Source organism: Rhizobium sp. S163 (assembly GCF_030380805.1).
Classification (GTDB): domain Bacteria; phylum Pseudomonadota; class Alphaproteobacteria; order Rhizobiales; family Rhizobiaceae; genus Rhizobium.
Genome location: NZ_JAUDSA010000003.1, coordinates 577,725 through 597,164, shown reverse-complemented (window position 1 = coordinate 597,164; position 19,440 = coordinate 577,725). Strand labels below are relative to the sequence as shown.

The window sequence follows — 19,440 nt, the reverse complement described above, 5'->3', positions numbered from 1 at the left end:
CAGATTTCACATTGGCAGATTGATGACAGCAGTTGAGACGGTCGAGGCGGATGGTGACGCGGGCAGCGCGCGCCGTTCGAAAATAGTGGCGCTGGTCGTCGCCGTATCCTTCTTCATGCAGATCCTTGACGGCACGATCGTCACCACCTCGCTGCCGCAGATGGCGGCGAGCTTTGGTGTTCCCACGATATCGATGAGCATCGGCATCACCGTCTACATGCTGACCATGGCGGCATTCATTCCGCTGTCGGGCTGGCTTGGCGATCGCTACGGCGCACGCCGCGTCTTCATGGCGTCCATCGCCGTGTTCACCGTCGCCTCGCTGCTCTGCGGCCTTTCCGAGAATCTGACCGAATTCGTGCTTGCCCGCGCGGTCCAGGGCGCCGGCAGCGCGCTGATGACGCCGGTAGGGCGGATCATCGTGTTGAAGAACGCACGCAAGTCCGAACTGGTGCAGGCCATCGCACTCATTACATGGCCGGCGCTGACGGCACCCGTCATCGGGCCGCTGCTCGGAAGCGTCATCACCACCTACGCAAGCTGGCACTGGAACTTCCTGATCAACCTGCCGATCGGCGTGCTCGGCATGGTGCTCGTCTGGCGTTTCGTGCCGGAGCAGCGCGAGGAGGATGCCGGGCGGCTCGACGTGCGCGGCTTTATCCTGAGCGGCGCCGGGCTGACGCTTCTCTTGGCGGCGCTGGAACTGTCGGCGAAATGGCATGGCGGTCTTTTGCCTGTCGGCGCCATGCTGGTTGCCGGCATCGTGCTGTCTTTCATCGCCTACCGCCATTTCATGCGGGTCGACAATCCGCTGCTCGATCTCTCTTCGTTCAAGGTGCAGACCTTTGCGATCGCCACGCTGTCGGCCGGAACGGCAAGCCGCACGTCCATCAATGCGCCGCCATTTCTGCTGCCCCTGTTGTTCCAGCTCGGCTTCGGGCTGAGCTCGATCGAGGCAGGCATCTATCTGCTGGTCTATTTCCTCGGCAATCTGAGCATGAAAACGGTGACGACGCCGTTGCTCGCGCGGTTCGGCTTCCGGACGGTGCTTTTCTTCAACGGGTTGATCGCGGCGCTGACGATCGCGGCTTGCGGCTTTCTCGTGCCGGAGACGCCGCGTGTGGTGATTTATGCCCTGCTGTTCATCACCGGCCTGTCGCGCTCCATGCAATTTACCGCGCTGAACACGATTGCCTTTGCCGACATCAGCGGCGCGCAGAGAAGCTCGGCTTCGACCTTGTCGAGCATGCTGCAGCAGATGTCGATGTTGCTGGGTGTCGCGATCGCGGCTGCCGTTCTGAACGTCTCGGCGGCGGTTCGTGGACTTGGCGATCCCGGACTTGTCGATTTTCGCTGGGCTTTCGTTGTCATCGGCGCGATCGGCGTCGTGTCGACGCTACGGTTTCTGCAATTGCCTCATGATGCCGGCGCCGAGGTTTCGGGGCACAAGCGCCAGCAATAGCGTTTGAATAGTGATCCGGGTGCGGCCGATTTCCACGTCGCCGCCCGGATCGCGACGTGATAGCGAGGGCTCAGATGATTGCTTCGAGCCGCGTCGCCTTTCTGTCGCCTTTCTTTCCTATGAAAAGCGGGCGCTCGTTCTTACTACCGAAGTTGCTACCAAACTTGGCGGGGATACCTTGCGGCTGACACGTTTTCTGCTTCAGAGCTTATTGTTTGTCTCGCTGGCCGTGGCCGGCGCTGGTTCCAGCCATGCGCAGACCCCGCCACCCGCAGCACCTACGCAGAGCGCTCAACCAGCCGCCGCGCAGAATCCTCCGGCGCAGAGCGGGCCGGGCGAACAGGCCGCCAAGCATATGGCCAAGGCGAAGGCCGATTTTGCGGCACTTCAGGAAAACTTGAAGCAGAACGTCGACGACGATGACGGACTGGTGGCGCTGGCCGGACGGGCGGATGAGCTCAATCGCGGTGTTGCCGGGATTGCCGGCGGTATCACGCCACGCCTCGATCAGATCAAGGCGCGCCTGGCCGAGCTCGGCGAGCCGCCGAAGGACGGGCAGCCGCCCGAGGCCGAGATCGTCGCCAACGAGCGAAACGCCTTGATGTCGGAGCGCGCGCAGCTCAACGTGGTGCAGGGCGATGCCGAAACGCTGACCGCCTCGCTCGGCCGGATGAGCAACCAGATCGCGGAACTGCGTCGCAAGCTGTTTGCCGCAACACTGCTTCGCCGCAGCGACATTTCCGCCTCCGTGCTTGCCGATGCCGGCACCGCGTTTGTCCAGGAAGTCGGCGCATTCCAGCAGGCGCTGGCGAGCTGGCTGGGCTTCGTGCTGAAGTTCAAGGCCTTCGCCTTTGCGGCGGCGATCTTCATGTCGCTCGCAACGGCGCTGATCCTTCTCTCTGGCAGCTACCGGCTTTTCGGGCACTATCTGCAGCGCAAGGAGAGCGATGAGCCGCCGTCCTATATCAGCCGCCTGTCGATCGCCTTCTGGTCGACGCTGGTGAGGACCCTGTCGCTCGCGACACTGCTGGTCACGTCCTATCTCTTCCTTGATAGCTTCAATGTTCTGAGGCCCGACATCGCGCCCGTTGTGGCTGCGCTGTTCTCGACGATCGGCGTCATCTATTTCGTTCGGCGCTTCACCAATGCCGTGTTCGCGCCGCGCGATCCGCAGTGGCGTCTTGTCCGCCTGTCCAATCGTGGCGCGAGCTCGATCAGCGCCTGCCTGCTGGCGATGGCGATCGTTCATGCGCTCGATTTCTTCTTCGGCAGCATCAGCGAATCGATGGGCTCGCCTCTGGTTCTGACTGTCGTCCGCAGCTGGATCGCGGCGCTGATCATCGGCCTGATCCTGATCGCGGCGTCCTTTGGGCGGCCGATGATGGCGAAGAGCCGTGATCCCGATGCGCCCGGCCGGCATTGGCCCAAGGGGCTGGCGATCGTGCTTCGCGTGCTTGGTGGCGGTCTCATTTTCGCGGCGCTGACCGGTTATGTCGGTTTCGCGCGCTTCATCGCATCGCAGCTGATCTTTACCGGCGCGATCGGTGTCACGACCTATATCGGCCTGCTCTCTGGCAAGGCGATTTCGCGCACGGAAACCTTCGGCGATACGCGGCCGGGCCAATATCTGGCGACGCGCTTCAAGCTTGGTCCTGTCGTGATCGATCAGGTCGGGCTGCTCGTCGGCTTCTGCATCTATGGTGTGGCGCTCGCCACCGGTATTCCGCTGATCCTGCTGCTCTGGGGCTTCCATGTGCAGGACCTGCAGCTGATCGCCTATCGCCTGTTCACCGAGGTCCGGCTCGGCGGCATCAGCATATCGCTGGTCGGCATACTCACCGGTATTCTGCTGTTCGCCGGCTGCTATCTCCTGACGCGCTGGATCCAGCGCTGGCTCGACAACAACGTCATGGCGCGCAGCCATGTCGATCTCGGCGTGCGCAACTCGGTCAAGACGGGCATCGGCTATCTGGGCGTCGGCATCGCGGCGCTGATCGGCGTGTCGGCTGCCGGTATCGATCTGTCGAGCTTCGCGCTCGTCGCCTCGGCATTGTCTGTTGGTATCGGTTTTGGCTTGCAGAACATCGTGTCGAACTTCGTGTCCGGCCTGATCCTGCTGGTCGAGCGGCCGTTCAAGGTCGGCGACCATGTGGTCTCGGGGACCGCTGAAGGTATCGTCAAGCGCATCTCGGTGCGTGCAACGGAGATCGAGACCTTCCGCAAGCAGTCGATCATCGTGCCGAACTCGGAGCTGATCAACGCCAATGTCGGCAACTGGACCCATCGCAACAAGATGGGACGCTCCGAAATCCCCGTTTCGGTGAGCTATGATTCCGATCCTCAGAAGGTGATGGATATCCTGCTCGAGCTGGTGAATGCCGTGCCGCTGGTGCTGCGCAATCCGGAACCGCACGTCGAGTTCCTGCGCTTCGGTCCTTACTCGCTGGATTTCGAGCTGCGCTTCATGCTCGGCGACATGGGCGACGGGTTGAAGGTTCGCAATGATCTGAGGATCGCGATCCTCAAGCGCTTCCGCCAGGAGGCGATCGAGATCCCGCTGCCGCAGAGCGACGTGGTGTTCCATCGCCAGCCGGATACCATTACGCCCGACGCCGATGTGCTGGCGACGGAGCCGGCAGTGGAAGAGGCTTCCGCCGACGCCAAGATCGACGAGGACGATGGCCGCGTTCGCCGGCTGCGCGGGAAGACGGCGGACGGCTAAGCCGTCTGCCTGCGCGTCACTAGGCGACAGAATAGCGCTGCGCGAACAGTCCTTTAATCATGTTGCGAAGAAAGGCCCTGCGGCGTGTTCTTGCGGTCATTTGTGCCGCAAGTAAGCTTGCCGTTTAATACTTATTCAAACCGCCCCATGTACCGATTTGAAGCAGGGAGACCGATTTCATTTTGGGGTTTTGACATGGCGTTTTTGGGGATTTCCGGGATGCAGTATTCCGGCGACACATTTAATGATGTTCGTATTGTTCTGGCGGAGGATTCGAACGTTTTCACGTCGATGATCAGCACGCGTTTGAAGGAACTCTTCAACATCGACGTGGAGATTTGCCGGAATTTCGAAGATCTGCAGCTGTGCTACGACAAGTCGTCCCAGGAAATCACGCTCGCCATTTCCAACATCAATCTGCCGGGCGCCGAGAACGGCGAGGCGCTTGAGTATCTGGTCGATCTCAGCATTCCGACGATCGTCTTCACCGGCACGTTCCATGAAGGCATGCGCGACAAGCTGCTGGCCAAGGATATCGTCGACTACATCCTCAAGGACAATGTGTTCGCCGTCGATCTACTGGCCGAATCCATTTGCCGCTTCCTGACCAACCATCGTCATCACGTGTTGATCGTCGACGACAGCGCCACGGCACGCGCGCTGCTTTCGAGCCGCCTCAAGCGCTACAATTTCCGTGTGAGCACGGCCGATAGCGGCGCCAAGGCGCTGGAGATTCTCAAGGCCAATCGCGATATCGGGCTGATGATCACCGACTACAACATGCCTGATATTGACGGCTTCGAACTGACGCGACGCATCCGTTCCAGCATCGGCTCGCATCAGTTGCGGATCATCGGCGTGTCGTCTTCGTCCAATCGTTTGCTCTCTGCGCGGTTCCTGAAGGCCGGCGGCAACGACTTCATGCTGCGACCGTTCATCGACGAAGAGTTCTATTGCCGCGTCAACCAGAACCTCGACACGCTGCTGCAGATCCAATCGATGCAGCCTATGCGCAAGAGCGCCTGACGCGTCGCTTTCGCAGGCCGCCTGTAAACAAGAACCCGAAGCGCCTGGAGCGTTTCGGGTTGTTTTCGCTTTCGGTATTGTGCTTCCGGTTAGGCCGCGATGGCCTGACGGGCCGTTGCCATCGTCATCTTCCGCTCGGCGCGCTCCTGCTGCGGCGAGCGGTGGTAGAGTTCGCGATAACACTTGGAGAAGTGCGACGCGGAGACGAAGCCGCAGGCAACAGCCACTTCGACGACAGGCATCGACGACTGCACCAGCAGGTGACGGGCGCGGTCGAGCCGGATTTCGAGATAGTAGCGGGCAGGGGAGCGGCCCATTTCCTGGCGGAACAGGCGCTCGATCTGGCGACGCGACAGGCCGGCGCCGTCTGCGATCTCCAAAAGCGACAGCGGCTCGGCGAGATTGCCTTCCATCAATTCGATGATCGACAGAACCTTGCCGTTCTGGACACCGAGACGGGCGCGCAGCGGCAGGCGCTGGCGGTCGTGCGGGCTGCGCACACGGTCGGTCAGGTGCTGCTCGCAGACGCGGTTGACCAGCGTCTCGCCGAAGTCCTCACCGATGAGGTTGAGCATCATGTCGAGCGAGGCGGTGCCGCCGGCGCAGGTGTAGAGATTGCTGTCCACTTCGTAGAGATCGGCATAGACCTCCGCCTGCGGGAAGGCTTCGGAGAAGCCCGGCAGGTTTTCCCAGTGGATCGCGCAGCGCTTGCCATTCAGGAGACCGGCCTGGGCAAGCACATGCGCGCCCGTACAGAGACTGCCGACGGCGACGCTGCGATTGTAGGATTCGCGCAACCACGCATTGACGGACTTGTTGTTGAATTCCTCGACGTCGATGCCGGAACAGACCAGCACCATGCTCGGGCGGTTCTCGCCGCCGAGATTGCGACGTTCGTCTGCAAGCGACGTGTTGGCCTCGACGCCGATGCCGCAGGAGGAATAGACCTTTTCGCCATCCACCGATGTCAGGCGCCAGGTATAGGCCTGGTAGCCCAGCATGCGGTTGGCGATGCGCAGCGTATCGATCGCGGCCGAAAAAGGCAGCATCGTAAACTGCGGTACCATGAAGAAGACGATGGAGCGTTTCTTATGCGACATCTTGCTCATGTGAGAAATCCATGATGGAGGGCCAATGTGCTATTGGTGCTTGGATTGCGCCGCTTAGATATTCAGAAAGCGACATTCTCATGGAAAAATGCGGCCGCAAAGAGCAAAAATGCGACATTGCTTTAATTGACGTCGGTCAATTGGCTTTTGACAAGAACAAATGTTCGCCAAAAGCCCCTTTAGAAATACATGTTCCTGATATTCAAGATTAAATGCCGAGGGGCCTAAAACGACGAAAGCGGCGCTGCGGGTAAGCAGGCGCCGCTCTCATGCGGGGAGGTATGTCGCATCCATTACATCGCCTTGTGGTCGTCTACATTATCCGCCGACGGCCAGCCGAAATCCTTGCGCATGTCGATCGGCATGGCTTCGATTTCGCGTGCAGCCTGCCACTGATGCCATGCGCGGGCAACCTTGCGGGCATAGGCTGACAGGGAGTGGTCATGGTGCGCCACATGGGACAGCTTGTTGTCTCTGAAGGTGATCGTGGTCATGTCGAATGTCCTTTCTCGTATCGACCGACGTCTCTCGGTTGTGAATTCGTTGTTACTGATATGGTCCTTCTCGGCCCATCAATCAAACGAATAGAGTTTATGGCTATCATCAATCATTTTGAATGATTGGCCGATCGTGTGGATCGGGCAGCCGATAGCGCTGACGATGACGACGGTGATGCCCGCTGGCGCATACCGGCGCGGCACGTTCACATCGGCGGCAAGGTGGCCGGGCTGGCGGGCGATCTGTTCGATGGCAGTGCGTCGCATCGCCAGAACGCGGCGGCGGGCGATGAAGTCGCGCAGGCTCTCTATCAGGGTTCGAGTGGTCATCGGTTTGTCTCCTTCATCGAAGTGATCCGATGCCAACCAGACTGAACCTCCGTTGACTTTCAATCAAACAAAATGATATTGTGTTATGTATCAAGAAAATTGAAAGATGAGATGATGACAGCTCCGCTTCGCCGTCCCATTCCGCTCCTCGACAACGATGTGCTGCGCACCTTCGTGGCGATCGCCGAGACCGGCAATTTTTCAACGGCCGCCGAAGCCGTCTTCCGAACGCCGTCGGCCGTGTCCATGCAGATCAAGAAACTGGAAGAGCAGCTCGGCGCGACGCTGTTTCTGCGCGACGCGCGCTCGGTTTCTCTGACGCAGCATGGCGAGGTGCTTCTCTCCTATGCGCGCAACATGCTCGCTCTTTCCAACGAGGCCGTGTCGCGCTTCATCATGCCGGAGCTGAGCGGCGTCGTGCGGCTGGGGGCGCCCGAGGATATCGGGGAGCGGATCCTGCCCGGCATCCTGAAGAACTTCGCCGAGAACTTTCCTGGAATCATGGTCGATGTGACCATCGACATGAGCCTGGGGCTTCGCAAGCGCATGGAGGAGCAGAGGCTCGATCTGGCGCTGATCAACTGCGCCACGCGCCCGCTGCCGACCGATGGTGAGATCGTCTATCGCGAAAGGTTGGTCTGGGCCGGCGCCAAATGCGGTACCGCGCATCGCCGCGAACCCCTGCCAATTTCTATATGGGAAGAGGGATGCATCTGGCGGCTTGAGGCGCTTGCGCAGCTCGAGCGGATGAAGCGGGATTTCCGCGTGGCGTTTCTGAGCGGCCATACGATGGCGCAGCGCGCCGCCGTAGTTTCCGATCTCGCGATCGCGCCGCTGCCGCGCTCCTATGTCGGAGAGGACATGGAAATCCTCGGCGCGCAGGACGGGCTGCCCGAACTCGGCTCCTTCGATATCCGCCTTTTGACCGTCTCGCAGATGACTGCGCCGATGAAGACGGTGGCCGAAAGCATTCGGCTGGCATTCAGCGAAAAAGCCAAGGCGATCGCCGCTTGACGGCCATCCGGGCACGGTGTTGGTGCCCGGCTAATATCGCTCATTTAAAAAAGAGAAGTCCGGCTGAAACCTTTTTGGGTTCAGTGCGTTATCAGCGCGCAGCAGTCGTGCGACTGGCTGCGGAGAGCGGTTTTTAACAAGGGATTTCCGACTATGACCACCACGGTAAAGATTGGTGCTGCCATCATGCTTCTGTTCACTCTGGCCTCTTGCGCCAACACCATCCGTGGCGTCGGCCGCGACGCGGCCAACACCGTCAATGCTACGCAGGATGCCGGCCGCAGCGTCAATCACGCCGCGAAGCGCTAAGCCGGCTCAGATCTGCGCCGACGGATAGGCTTTTTCCAGTCCGCCGGACGCCGTCAGGCCCTTGCGGAAGGCGGCATAGGTCGGATGCTGGCTGGACTTGGAAGCTTCCATCAAACGAATCTGGAGACGCGGCGGCGCTGCGTCCCCAACCCATTTCCCTAATGCCTCGAGCTTCAGCGTGTTCAGGAACGGTGCGCGCGACGCATTGTCGAGGTGACGATGGATGCCATCGAGCAGGCTGTCGTCCTGCGCCGGATTTTCCATGATCAGCCCAAGATAGGATTTGTCCTGTTCGCCCAGCGCGGAAAACTTGGCGGCGATCGTCTCGGAATTGGGAAACGGGGCTGAGGTCATCGTCATTCTCCATGTCGTGTCATTCGTCGCTTGAAGCGGCGAGTCGTCTTTGGCGACTTATATGCAACGCGCTTGCTTGCGGAAACCTGTCGCCCGTGCGGCAGCCTGTCTCAACCCGCTCATATCGTTGCCGAAACAAAATCGTCAAAAGGGCGCGAATTCATATTTGGTTAAGTCCTCACTAACCATCCGGTAACAATGTGGCGCTAAGAATAGCGACGTGGCGGGGGACAACCGCTGCTTCTCCGGATCAGGTGTTGCGTCCCGGGGAACGTGAGCTTGGCCGTGTATGGGCAAAGCGCCAGCGTATTTCGGCAAGCCGCGCGACCTTAAGGTCTGCGCGGCTTTCGCATTTCAAGCGGCTGCGATTGAGCCGTTGCGATTGACCGGGGCTGAAACGCCGTTGTACGCCGTCTTCAGTTTTGAGGAGACGCCGCGCCAAATGACCAAAGCCATCATGCTGCAAGGAACCGGCTCGGATGTCGGCAAGACGGTGCTCGTTGCCGGCCTGTGTCGGCTGGCGGCCAATCGCGGCATCTCGGTGCGCCCGTTCAAGCCGCAGAACATGTCGAACAATGCCGCGGTCGCCGATGATGGCGGCGAGATCGGGCGGGCGCAGTGGCTGCAGTCGATGGCAGCGCGTGTGCCATCCTCCGTGCACATGAACCCGGTGCTCTTGAAGCCGCAATCGGATGTCGGCAGCCAGATCATCGTGCAGGGCAAGGTTTGGGGGCAGGCCAAGGGCCGCGATTACCAGCGTCTCAAGCCGCAATTGCTCGACTATGTCACCGAGAGCTTCGAGGAGGTTTCGCGTGGTGCCGATCTTGTCATCGTCGAGGGGGCGGGGTCGCCGGCCGAGATCAACCTGCGGCCGGGCGATATCGCCAATATGGGCTTTGCGACGCGCGCCGACGTGCCCGTAGTTCTGGTCGGCGATATCGATCGTGGCGGCGTTATCGCCTCGCTGGTCGGGACGCACACGATCCTGTCTGACGAGGATCGGGCGATGATCTCGGGCTATATCATCAACAAATTTCGCGGCGACGTGTCGCTTTTCGATGACGGGATCGCTGCTGTCGGGCGGTTCACCGGCTGGCCCTGTTTCGGCGTCGTACCGTGGCTGAAGGCCGCCGCGCGGCTGCCGGCCGAGGATTCGGTGGCGCTGGAGCGGCTGGCGAGGGGGCAGGCCGGGGCGCTGAAGATCGCGGTTCCCGTGTTGCCGCGGATCGCGAATTTCGACGATCTCGATCCGCTGCTGGCCGAGCCGGATGTGGAACTGGTGTTCGTTCGTGCCGACGAACGGTTGCCTGCCGATGCGCAGCTGATCATTCTTCCGGGGTCGAAATCGACCATTTCCGATCTTGCGGATTTCAGGATGCAGGGTTGGGATAAAGATCTCGCCGCGCATATCAGGCGTGGAGGACGCGTCATCGGCATTTGCGGCGGCTACCAGATGCTAGGGCACATGGTGCGTGATCCGCTGGGCATCGAAGGGAGTGTGCGCGAGATCGAGGGGCTCGGGCTGCTCGATGTCGAGACCGTCATGGACGCGGAGAAGACGGTACGCAACAGCATGGCGGTTTCGGCGGAGAATGGTGAGGCGCTCTCGGGCTACCAGATCCATCTCGGGGTCACCGAAGGCGCCGACCGTGTTCGGCCCTTCGCGATCGTCGACGGCAAGCCTGACGGAGCGAGCTCTAGCGACGGGAAGGTCGTTGGGACGTATCTGCACGGGCTGTTTGCGAGTGACGGTTACCGGTCCCGGCTGCTTGCAAGCTTCGGCCTGACAGGCCAAAGCCGCGACTATCGCGCCGGCGTCGAGCAGGCGCTCGACGAGGTGGCTGCCGAGCTCGAAGCTCATCTGGACAAGCGCTGGCTGGACAACCTGTTGGGTTAGATTTCGCCCGAGACCTCGCGGCGGCGGCGGTCCAGTTCTTCGCTGTAGCGGCGCAGCGTGTGGGCTTCGCTGAGCTGGCCGACCACCGTGCGCTCGACGAGATTGTTGACGACGGCGAGCGCTTCGCTCTCGGTCTTGTCGAAGATCGCGGCGGCCTGCTTGGCATTCATCTGCGGGGTCAGGAAGTCGTTGCGGTAGCGCACGAATTCGTCGAGGCCCTTGCTCTCGTCGGCGGTGTCGGTGAGGTTGGCGTAGATATCGGGCACGAGCACGAGGCCGGCATATTTGCCGCTGTCTTCGACCAGGATCACGCGCTGGGCCGAGCCGATCGGGAAGCTTTCCTTGAATTGGTCGATGCTGATGCCGACCTTCGCGGTCTTGACGTCGGCACGCATCAACTTGTTGACCGTCAGATTGCGGATCCAGCCGACATCGTGGGCGCTGCGGATGCTTTCGCCGCGCAGGTGGAAACGCCATGTGGCGAAGGAGTAGCCGAAGGTGCTGCGGACGACGAGCGACGAGGTGATGACGGCGGCCAAGACCAGGGCGGTTATTGGAAAATCGCCGGTGATTTCGAGCGCCAAGAAAGTCATGGTCAACGGTCCGCCGATGACGGCGACGGCAAGCGAGCTCATGCCGACAACGGCATAGATGATCGGCGTCAGCGTTGCATGGGCGAAATAGGGGGCCGAGTAGGCGAAGAACTTGCCGAGCAGCGCGCCCATGAACAGCGAGGCGAAGAACAGGCCACCACGGAAGCCGGAGCCGATCGAGATCGCCGAGGCCAGCGCCTTCAGCAGGAAAAGGCCGATCAGCACGGGAATCACGACCTCACGATCGAGATTGAGATGCAGCGCGCCATGGCCTGCCGACAGCACCTGCGGCGTCACCAGCGCGAGCAGCCCGACGATGATGCCGCCAAGCGCCGGGCGGAAGGGCAGCGCGATCGAGCTGCGGCGTGCGAGCTCCTCGATAAAGGCGACGCCCTGCATGATCAGGATGCCGATGCCGGCGCAGAAGGCGCCGAGCAGGATGGCGGGCACGTAATCGGCCGGCATGACCGTTCCGAAATCGCCGACATCGATGATGAAATCGCTGCCGGCCAGCAGCCGGGCGACCAGCGTGGAAACGAGCGCCGAGACGACGACCGGCGTCAGTGACACGATCGTATAGGTGCCGATGATGAGCTCGAAGGCGTAGAAGGCGCCGGTCAGTGGGGCGTTGAAGGCAGCGGCGATGGCGCCGGCGGCGCCGCAGCCGACGAGAACGCGTAGGTCGGCGCGGCGCAGCTGAAGCTTGAAGCCGAGCTTCGAGGCGATGCCGGACGCCAACTGCGTATAGCCGGCCTCAAGGCCGACGGAGGCGCCGAAGCCGTTGGAGATCAGGTTCTGGATCGCGACGATGATGCTGTCGGTCAAGGACAGGCGGCCGCCATGCAGCGCGTTCGCCTCGATCGGGTCGACCATCGGCTTCTTGCGTGTTTTCGCCAGCACATACATCAACAAGCCGAGCAGGATGCCGCCGCAGACGGGGGCCGCCATCAGCAGGAACTTGTCGTCGATCTGCGAGGAGCTCAATCGCTCGACATCGCTGATCCCGAAGATCAGGCTGTGCATCTCACGCGAGATCAAGCTCATGCCGGTGACGGCGAGGCCAGACGTGACGCCGATCAACGCGCCAGCCAGCACCATGCCCATTTCGCTGCGTCTCAGGAGCGCGCGCATGCGCCCGGCGTCGAGCAGTGTGTGTAGCGGGCCAAGCCGTCTAAGATTGATTTTCAGGCGCATGATGGGGAAACTAGGCGGGCGAAAGCCCGTTCAAGGGTGGCGAAGGAGGGGACATTTGCGGTGCTGCGCCGCATGCGCTGCAAATGCGGCAAAAACCCGGCTGACGCAACAAGTTTTTATGACATTAAGTCTCTGATAATAGACGATAAATCTGGTAGAGATGATCGTCTTGAGAGTTGATATCAATCAATTTGGCCGGTGGGCGCGATTGGCGGTCGATTGACTTCGCAGTCGCGCTTGCCTAACCATGGATCGATAACGGATGGTTCCGGATCGCCAAAAGCGGTGCGGATGAAAAGGGAATGTGACGGGGTGGACCCAACCAGGGCGCTTTCATCACAGCCGACCCCGCGACTGTAGAGCGGTCAGGGTCTTCCGTCCGACGCCGGATGCATTCTTGTCGGCTGCCTGCGTGGTGCAGGCAGGCGAGCGGCTGAAGGCGGCGGAAAAGCCACTGGCAATGCAAGCCATGATCAACCGGGGTTGGACGCCTCTAAATCTACGAATCGTCCGCCTTTTCATGATTGCAGCCGGGAAGGCGAGGAAGAACCGATGGCACGATCGGGATGGCCTGCGTGGCTATCCCGATCGTCGCCTGGACCCGCGAGCCAGGAGACCTGCCAATCGTGCCGGGCGAAAAGCCCACCCCTGGGCAAGTGTGCCCAATGCCAGCACGGAGGTTGTCATGGCAGACAATGAGATTTTGGCGTCGGTGTCAGGCCGGACGCACTTCCATCGTTCCCTCATTCCTGTGCTCGTCACAGGAATCCAGCCACCGCGCGTCCGCGCGGTGAATGACTGCTCACGGCTGGATCGTTGGTCTCTCGCGCCCGAGGACTTGGGCGCACTGGATTCCTGTGACAAGCACAGGAATGAGGGAGATCGTGGTGGATGGCACCGCTTATCGCCGGAAACCGTTCCGGCATGACCACCGCATCCTCTACGCTCATCCTCGGCGGCGCCCGCTCCGGCAAGTCGCGCTTTGCGGAGCAGCTCGTCATCGACAGCGGCCTCGAGCGCCACTACATCGCCACCGGCCGCGCCTGGGACGAGGAGATGCGCGCGCGGATCGATCAGCACAAGGCCGATCGCGGTGATCTCTGGACCACGCATGAGGAGCCGCTCGATCTCGCGGGCCGGCTTGCCGTGATCGATGGCGAGGGGCGGGCGGTGCTTGTGGATTGCCTGACGCTCTGGGTCACCAATCTGATGATGCAGGAGCGCGACATGGCGGCGGAGTTCGCTGCACTGGCCGCCCATCTGCCGAAGGCGAAGGCGCGCCTCGTGATGGTTTCCAATGAAGTCGGCCTCGGCATCGTGCCCGAGAACCGCATGGCGCGCGAATTTCGCGACCATGCAGGGCGGCTGCACCAGATGATCGCGGCGGTCGCCGCAGATGTGTATTTTATCGCGGCGGGACTGCCGCTGAAAATGAAGGGTTGAATTGATGAACCAGCAGAAGATCCCCGCCACCGTTATCACCGGCTTTCTCGGCGCCGGCAAGACGACGATGATCCGCAACCTGTTGACCAATGCGGGCGGCAAGAAGATCGCGCTCATCATCAACGAATTCGGCGATCTCGGCGTCGATGGCGAAGTGCTGAAGGGCTGCGGCGCCGAGAATTGCACCGAGGACGATATCATCGAGCTTACCAATGGCTGCATCTGCTGCACCGTGGCCGACGATTTCATCCCGACGATGAGCAAGCTTCTGGAGCGCGAGAACCGTCCGGACCATATCGTCATCGAGACCTCTGGCCTTGCCCTGCCGCAGCCGCTGGTCGCCGCCTTCAACTGGCCCGACATCCGTACGCAAGTGACCGTCGATGGCGTGATCACGGTAGTCGACAGCGCCGCCGTCGCCGCCGGCCGTTTTGCCGACGATCACGATGCAGTCGACGCTCGCCGCGTCGAGGACGATACGCTCGACCACGAAAGCCCGATCGAGGAGCTCTTCGAGGACCAGCTCACCTGCGCCGACCTGATCGTGCTCAACAAGACCGACCTCATCGACGGCGCCGGCCTTGCCCGTGTGCGCGACGAGGTTTCTTCGCGCACGGCGCGCAAGCCCGCGATGATCGAGGCGAAGAACGGCGAGGTGCCGGCATCAGTGCTGCTCGGCCTCGGCATCGGCACCGAGGAAGATATCGGCAACCGCAAGTCTCATCACGAGCTTGAGCATGAGGACGGCACACCGCACGACCACGACGAGTTCGATAGCTTCGTCGTCGAGCTCGGCCCGATCGCCGATCCCGCGGCCTTTGTCGAGAGCCTGAAGGGTATCATCGCCGAGCACGACGTTCTGCGCCTCAAGGGTTTCGTCGACGTTCCCGGCAAGCCGATGCGTCTGCAGCTGCAGGCCGTCGGTAGCCGTATCGATCACTATTTCGACCGCGCCTGGGCAGCCGGCGAGACGCGCGGCACGCGGCTGGTGGTGATCGGGCTGCACGAGATGGATGAGGGCGCGGTGCGCAAGGCGATCGAGGGGCTGGTTTAAGGCTTATGGTTGGGATGGGCGCGTCCGATTTCGAAGATTGCTTGAGTGGTGCCGTGTGGCCCCCTCATCCGACCCTTCGGGCCACCGACCGGGGTCGAGCCGCTGGTCTCGACCCGTCCTTCGGACCCCCGCTGGGGAGAAGAGACTCGAGGCTGGCCGCTCGCGCCAATCTTCCCTTCTCCCCCACGGGGAGAAGGTGGCCCGAAGGGTTGGATGAGGGGGGCACGCACTCCGCGCCTACGAATAACATTTCCCGTAAAGACATACTGCCATGCACCTTCTCCTAGCCCAGCAGGGAACAATCAGCGACGGCGAGGAGGCGATCGATCTCGGTCAGTCTCCCGGCGACATCCTGTTTCTCTCGGCCGCCGACACGGAACTGGCGGCGGTGGCGGCTACGCATGGCCGACGAGCCGGGGCGCGGTCGCTGCGCATCGCCAGCCTGATGAGCCTCAAGCATCCGATGTCCGTCGATGCCTATGTCGATCGCACGGCGCGGCATGCGAAGCTGATCATCGTGAGGGCGCTGGGCGGCGCCAGCTATTTTCACTATGCGCTGGAGGCGCTGCATGCGGCTGCCGCGCGGCATGGGGCGCTGATCGCGGTGTTGCCGGGAGATTCGAAGCCGGATGCGGGGTTGACGCCGTTTTCGAATGTGCCGCTTGAAGATCTGAATGCGCTCTGGGCCTATCTGATCGAGGGGGGCGATGCGAATACGCATGCGTTTCTCGACTATGCCGAGGCGATGCTGTCAGGGGTCGAGAAGCCGGAGGCGGCGGCGCCGTTGATGAAGGCCGGTATCTGGTGGCCGGGGCGGGGTGTTGTCGGGGTTGAGGAGTGGCGGCTGCTGTCGGCGGGTGAGGTACCCCCCTCTGTCCTGCCGGACATCTCCCCCACAGGTGGGGAGATTGGCTGGGAGCGCCCGCTCGCTCCAACCTCAACTGTTTGGCTGGGAGATAACAACGAGTCGATCTCCCCCCTTGTGGGGGAGATGCCCGGCAGGGCAGAGGGGGGTGCCACGGGCGAGACGCCGGCGGCTACAGTTCGCCCCACCATCGCCATCTCCTTCTACCGCGCCCTCGTACAAAGCGGCGAAACACGCCCGGTCGAGGCGCTGATCGAGGCGTTGATCGCCGAGGGCATCCGGCCGCTGCCGGTCTTCGCCTACAGCCTCAAGGACTCCGTTTCCAAAGGCATTCTCGAAAGCGTCTTCGCCGCCACCAAGCCCGATGTCGTCATCAACACCACCGGCTTCGCGGTCTCTGCGCCTGGAGCGGAGCGGCAGCCGACGGTGCTGGAAGCGAGCTACGCCGTCGTGCTGCAGGCGATCTTTTCCGCATCCTCGAAGGAGGCATGGGAAAGCTCCTCGCAGGGACTGTCGGCGCGCGATCTTGGGATGAACGTGGCACTGCCCGAGGTCGATGGCCGGGTTCTCTCCTGCGCGGTCTCGTTCAAATCGGCAGCGCGCTATGATGCGCTGGTCGAGGCCAATATCGTTGCCAGCGAGCCGGATGCGGGGCGGATGCGCTACACCGCGCGGCTGGCCGCCAACTGGGCGCGGTTGCGGCATGCGAAGCCGGCCGAGCGGCGGGTGGCGCTTGTGATGGCGAACTATCCGAACCGCGATGGACGGTTGGGGAACGGCGTTGGTCTGGACACGCCTGCGGGTACGATCGAGGTGCTCCAGGCGATGCGGAAGGGCGGTTATCCTGTCGCTGACATCCCTGCCGATGGCCACGCGCTGATGCGTCATATCATGGATGGGCCGACCAATTCCGGGCGTGATGGGAAGGTTATCCGCGAGACGATTTCCGTGGGTCGTTACAAAGCTTTCCTGGCAACTCTTCCGAAAAAGATTCAAGATGAGATCGGCGCGCGCTGGGGCGAGCCGGAGGCCGATCCCTATGTCGTGGACGGCGCTTTCGCGCTGCCGTTCACGCGTTTCGGCGATGTGCTTGTCGGCATCCAGCCGGCGCGCGGCTATAATATCGATCCGAAGGAAAGCTATCATTCGCCGGATCTCGTGCCGCCGCATGGCTATCTGGCCTTCTACGCCTTCCTGCGCCATCAGTTCGATGCGCATGCGGTGATCCACATGGGCAAGCACGGCAATCTCGAATGGCTGCCGGGCAAGGCGCTGGCGCTGTCGGAAAGCTGCTACCCTGAAGCGATCCTCGGTCCGCTGCCGCATCTCTATCCCTTCATCGTCAACGATCCCGGCGAGGGAACGCAGGCCAAGCGCCGCACCGCCGCCGTGATCATCGACCACCTGACGCCACCTTTGACGCGGGCCGAGAGCTACGGGCCGCTGAAGGATCTGGAGGCGTTGGTCGATGAATATTATGAGGCATCGGGCGGCGATCCTCGGCGTATCCGGCTGCTTGGAAAGCAGATCCTCGAACTGGTTGCGGATATCGGGCTCGATCAGGATGCGGGGATTGCCAAGGGGGAGAGCGAGAGCGAGGCGCTGAAGAAGCTTGATGCCTATTTGTGCGATCTCAAGGAGATGCAGATCCGGGATGGGTTGCATGTGTTTGGGGTGTCGCCTGAGGGGCGGTTGCTGACGGATCTGACGGTGTCGCTGGCGCGGGTGCCGCGCGGGCTTGGTGAGGGCGGTGATCGGAGCTTGCAGCGGGCGATTGCTGGGGATGTTTTTGGCGGTGATGGTGATGTGGTGGGTGGGATACCCCCCTCTGTCCTGCCGGACATCTCCCCCACAAGGGGGGAAATCGACTTGCGGCCTGCTTTCAGCCAAACAATCGAGGTTGGAGCGAGCGGGCAAGCCCAGCCAATCTCCCCACCTGTGGGGGAGATGCCCGGCAGGGCAGAGGGGGGTAACCCACCCACCGGCGCAACCTTCGACCCCCTCGACTGCAACATGGCCGCCGCATGGACTGGTCCACGCCCCGAGATTCTAGCGGACGTCTCGTCCGATCCGTGGCGCACCCAGGGCGACACCGTCGAGCGCATCGAACTGCTGGCGGCCAAATTCGTTTCCGGCGAACTGCCATGCCCTGCTGATTGGCACGCGACTCGCGCCGTCCTCCACGAGATCGAAACCCGCCTGAAACCCGCCATCCTCGCCTGCGGCGACGCCGAGATCGAAGGCTTGCTGCGTGGCCTCGATGGCCGTTTCGTTGCCCCCGGCCCCTCGGGCGCACCGACGCGCGGGCGGCCGGATGTGTTGCCGACGGGGCGGAATTTTTACTCCGTGGACAGCCGCGCGGTGCCGACGCCGGCGGCTTATGAGCTGGGCAAGAAATCGGCGGAGCTTCTCGTGCGTCGCTATGTACAGGATCACGGCGAATGGCCGGTGTCCTTCGGGCTGACGGCCTGGGGCACGTCGAACATGCGCACCGGCGGCGACGATATCGCCCAGACGCTGGCGCTGATCGGCGTCAAGCCGGTCTGGGACATGACATCACGGCGGGTCACCGGCTACGAGGTCATTCCGCAAGCCATGTTGAGGCGGCCGCGTGTGGATGTGACGCTGCGCATTTCGGGCTTCTTCCGCGATGCCTTTCCGGAGCAGATCGCGCTGTTCGACAAGGCGATCCGTGCCGTTGGGGCGCTGGATGAGGATGCGAACGATAATCCGATCGCGGCGCGAATGCGGGGCGAGGCGGCGCGGTTGGAAGAGGCTGGGCTCGACGAGGCGCAAGCCAAGAGGCGGGCGGGGTATCGGATTTTCGGGTCGAAGCCTGGGGCTTACGGCGCCGGGCTGCAGGCGCTGATCGACGAGAAGGGCTGGGAGCGGCGTGCCGATCTGGCGGAGGCCTATCTGGTCTGGGGAAGCTATGCCTATGGCGCCGGTGAAGAGGGGCGGGCCGAGCGCGGCGTGTTCGAGGAGCGGCTGCGCTCCATCCAGGCTGTCGTGCAGAACCAGGACAATCGCGAACACGACCTGCTCGACAGCGACGATTACTACCAGTTCGAAGGCGGGATGGCCGCGGCGGCGGAGACGCTCGGCGGCAGCAGGCCGTCGATCTATCACAATGATCACTCCATGCCGGAGAAACCGGTCATCCGCTCTCTGGAAGAGGAGATCGCCCGCGTGGTGCGAGGCCGCGTCGTCAATCCCAAGTGGATCGATGGCGTCATGCGCCATGGCTACAAGGGCGCCTTCGAGATCGCCGCGACCGTCGATTATCTCTTCGCTTTCGCGGCGACAACAGGCGCTGTCGGCAACCATCATTTCGAGGCTGTCTACCAGGCCTTCGTCGTCGATCAGCGCGTGCGCGATTTCATGATCGACAAGAACCCGGCCGCTTACGAGGAGATGAAGCAGCGGCTGCTCGAGGCGATCGAGCGGCGGCTTTGGACGCCGCGCAGCAATTCGGCGCAGTTCGATCTCGCCGCCACAGACAACACACACGACAGATCAGGCGGTGCCGACACCGCCGACCGATTGAAGATTGCATCCGGGGAAGTTTGAC

Annotated in this window: 15 protein-coding genes and 1 riboswitch; of the genes, 10 read left to right on the top strand and 5 right to left on the bottom strand. The window is 62.1% G+C overall.

The window, feature by feature from the left end; translation table 11 throughout:
- Window positions 1-22: 22 nt before the first annotated feature.
- From QTL96_RS03045 to QTL96_RS03035, 3 genes are all read left to right on the top strand, one after another.
- A complete protein-coding gene (locus QTL96_RS03045; protein WP_289726620.1) occupies window positions 23-1,462 on the top strand; it encodes an MFS transporter in 1,440 nt (479 codons plus the stop codon).
- Between the two features lie 178 nt (window positions 1,463-1,640).
- Window positions 1,641-4,184, top strand: coding sequence for a mechanosensitive ion channel family protein (locus tag QTL96_RS03040; RefSeq protein ID WP_289726619.1), 2,544 nt, complete (start codon window positions 1,641-1,643; stop codon window positions 4,182-4,184).
- A gap of 195 nt (window positions 4,185-4,379) precedes the next feature.
- Window positions 4,380-5,210 (top strand): response regulator, encoded by an 831-nt coding sequence (locus QTL96_RS03035; protein ID WP_112941732.1) that lies wholly within the window; start codon window positions 4,380-4,382, stop codon window positions 5,208-5,210.
- 89 nt (window positions 5,211-5,299) lie between these two features.
- Here QTL96_RS03035 and QTL96_RS03030 read toward each other — a convergent pair whose 3' ends face one another.
- Complete coding sequence (locus QTL96_RS03030) at window positions 5,300-6,319, bottom strand: GlxA family transcriptional regulator (RefSeq protein ID WP_018900461.1); 1,020 nt, start codon at window positions 6,317-6,319, stop codon at window positions 5,300-5,302.
- A gap of 11 nt (window positions 6,320-6,330) precedes the next feature.
- Here QTL96_RS03030 and QTL96_RS03025 point away from each other — a divergent pair, with 11 nt between their 5' ends.
- Entirely contained in the window at window positions 6,331-6,531 is a 201-nt protein-coding gene (locus QTL96_RS03025; RefSeq protein ID WP_162726935.1) for a hypothetical protein, read from the top strand.
- An 81-nt stretch (window positions 6,532-6,612) separates the two neighbouring features.
- On the opposite strand, the gene QTL96_RS03020 is transcribed toward QTL96_RS03025, so the two are convergent.
- Together QTL96_RS03020 and QTL96_RS03015 are read right to left on the bottom strand one after the other, a co-directional pair.
- The gene (locus QTL96_RS03020; protein ID WP_018900462.1) at window positions 6,613-6,813 is read right to left on the bottom strand and encodes a hypothetical protein; all 201 of its coding nucleotides are present in this window, start codon (window positions 6,811-6,813) and stop codon (window positions 6,613-6,615) included.
- 78 nt (window positions 6,814-6,891) lie between these two features.
- Window positions 6,892-7,182 (bottom strand): hypothetical protein, encoded by a 291-nt coding sequence (locus QTL96_RS03015; RefSeq protein WP_289726618.1) that lies wholly within the window; start codon window positions 7,180-7,182, stop codon window positions 6,892-6,894.
- Between the two features lie 36 nt (window positions 7,183-7,218).
- Between QTL96_RS03015 and QTL96_RS03010 the strand changes: the two genes are divergently transcribed.
- The gene (locus tag QTL96_RS03010; protein WP_026283379.1) at window positions 7,219-8,160 is read left to right on the top strand and encodes a LysR family transcriptional regulator; all 942 of its coding nucleotides are present in this window, start codon (window positions 7,219-7,221) and stop codon (window positions 8,158-8,160) included.
- Window positions 8,161-8,313: 153 nt separating this feature from the next.
- The gene (locus tag QTL96_RS03005; protein ID WP_113010586.1) at window positions 8,314-8,469 is read left to right on the top strand and encodes an entericidin; all 156 of its coding nucleotides are present in this window, start codon (window positions 8,314-8,316) and stop codon (window positions 8,467-8,469) included.
- A 6-nt stretch (window positions 8,470-8,475) separates the two neighbouring features.
- Here the strand turns inward: QTL96_RS03005 and QTL96_RS03000 are convergent, their stop codons facing one another.
- Window positions 8,476-8,823: a hypothetical protein gene (locus QTL96_RS03000; protein WP_289726617.1), complete on the bottom strand. Its 348-nt coding sequence runs from the start codon at window positions 8,821-8,823 to the stop codon at window positions 8,476-8,478.
- 442 nt (window positions 8,824-9,265) lie between these two features.
- Between QTL96_RS03000 and QTL96_RS02995 the strand changes: the two genes are divergently transcribed.
- Window positions 9,266-10,720 (top strand): cobyric acid synthase, encoded by a 1,455-nt coding sequence (locus QTL96_RS02995; protein WP_289726616.1) that lies wholly within the window; start codon window positions 9,266-9,268, stop codon window positions 10,718-10,720.
- On the opposite strand, the gene QTL96_RS02990 is transcribed toward QTL96_RS02995, so the two are convergent.
- A complete protein-coding gene (locus QTL96_RS02990) occupies window positions 10,717-12,507 on the bottom strand; it encodes a chloride channel protein (RefSeq protein WP_289726615.1) in 1,791 nt (596 codons plus the stop codon). The two genes, QTL96_RS02995 and QTL96_RS02990, sit on opposite strands and share 4 nt — an antisense overlap.
- 246 nt (window positions 12,508-12,753) lie before the next feature.
- A riboswitch (cobalamin riboswitch) is annotated at window positions 12,754-13,147 on the top strand.
- Between the two features lie 284 nt (window positions 13,148-13,431).
- Between QTL96_RS02990 and cobU the strand changes: the two genes are divergently transcribed.
- From cobU to cobN, 3 genes are all read left to right on the top strand, one after another.
- Window positions 13,432-13,950 (top strand): bifunctional adenosylcobinamide kinase/adenosylcobinamide-phosphate guanylyltransferase, encoded by a 519-nt coding sequence (gene cobU / locus QTL96_RS02985; protein WP_289727161.1) that lies wholly within the window; start codon window positions 13,432-13,434, stop codon window positions 13,948-13,950.
- 4 nt (window positions 13,951-13,954) lie between these two features.
- On the top strand, window positions 13,955-15,004 hold the full coding sequence (cobW, locus tag QTL96_RS02980; RefSeq protein WP_289726614.1) for a cobalamin biosynthesis protein CobW: 1,050 nt from the start codon (window positions 13,955-13,957) through the stop codon (window positions 15,002-15,004).
- Window positions 15,005-15,275: 271 nt separating this feature from the next.
- Window positions 15,276-19,439, top strand: coding sequence for a cobaltochelatase subunit CobN (gene cobN / locus QTL96_RS02975; protein ID WP_289726613.1), 4,164 nt, complete (start codon window positions 15,276-15,278; stop codon window positions 19,437-19,439).
- The last annotated feature ends 1 nt before the right edge of the window (window position 19,440 follow it).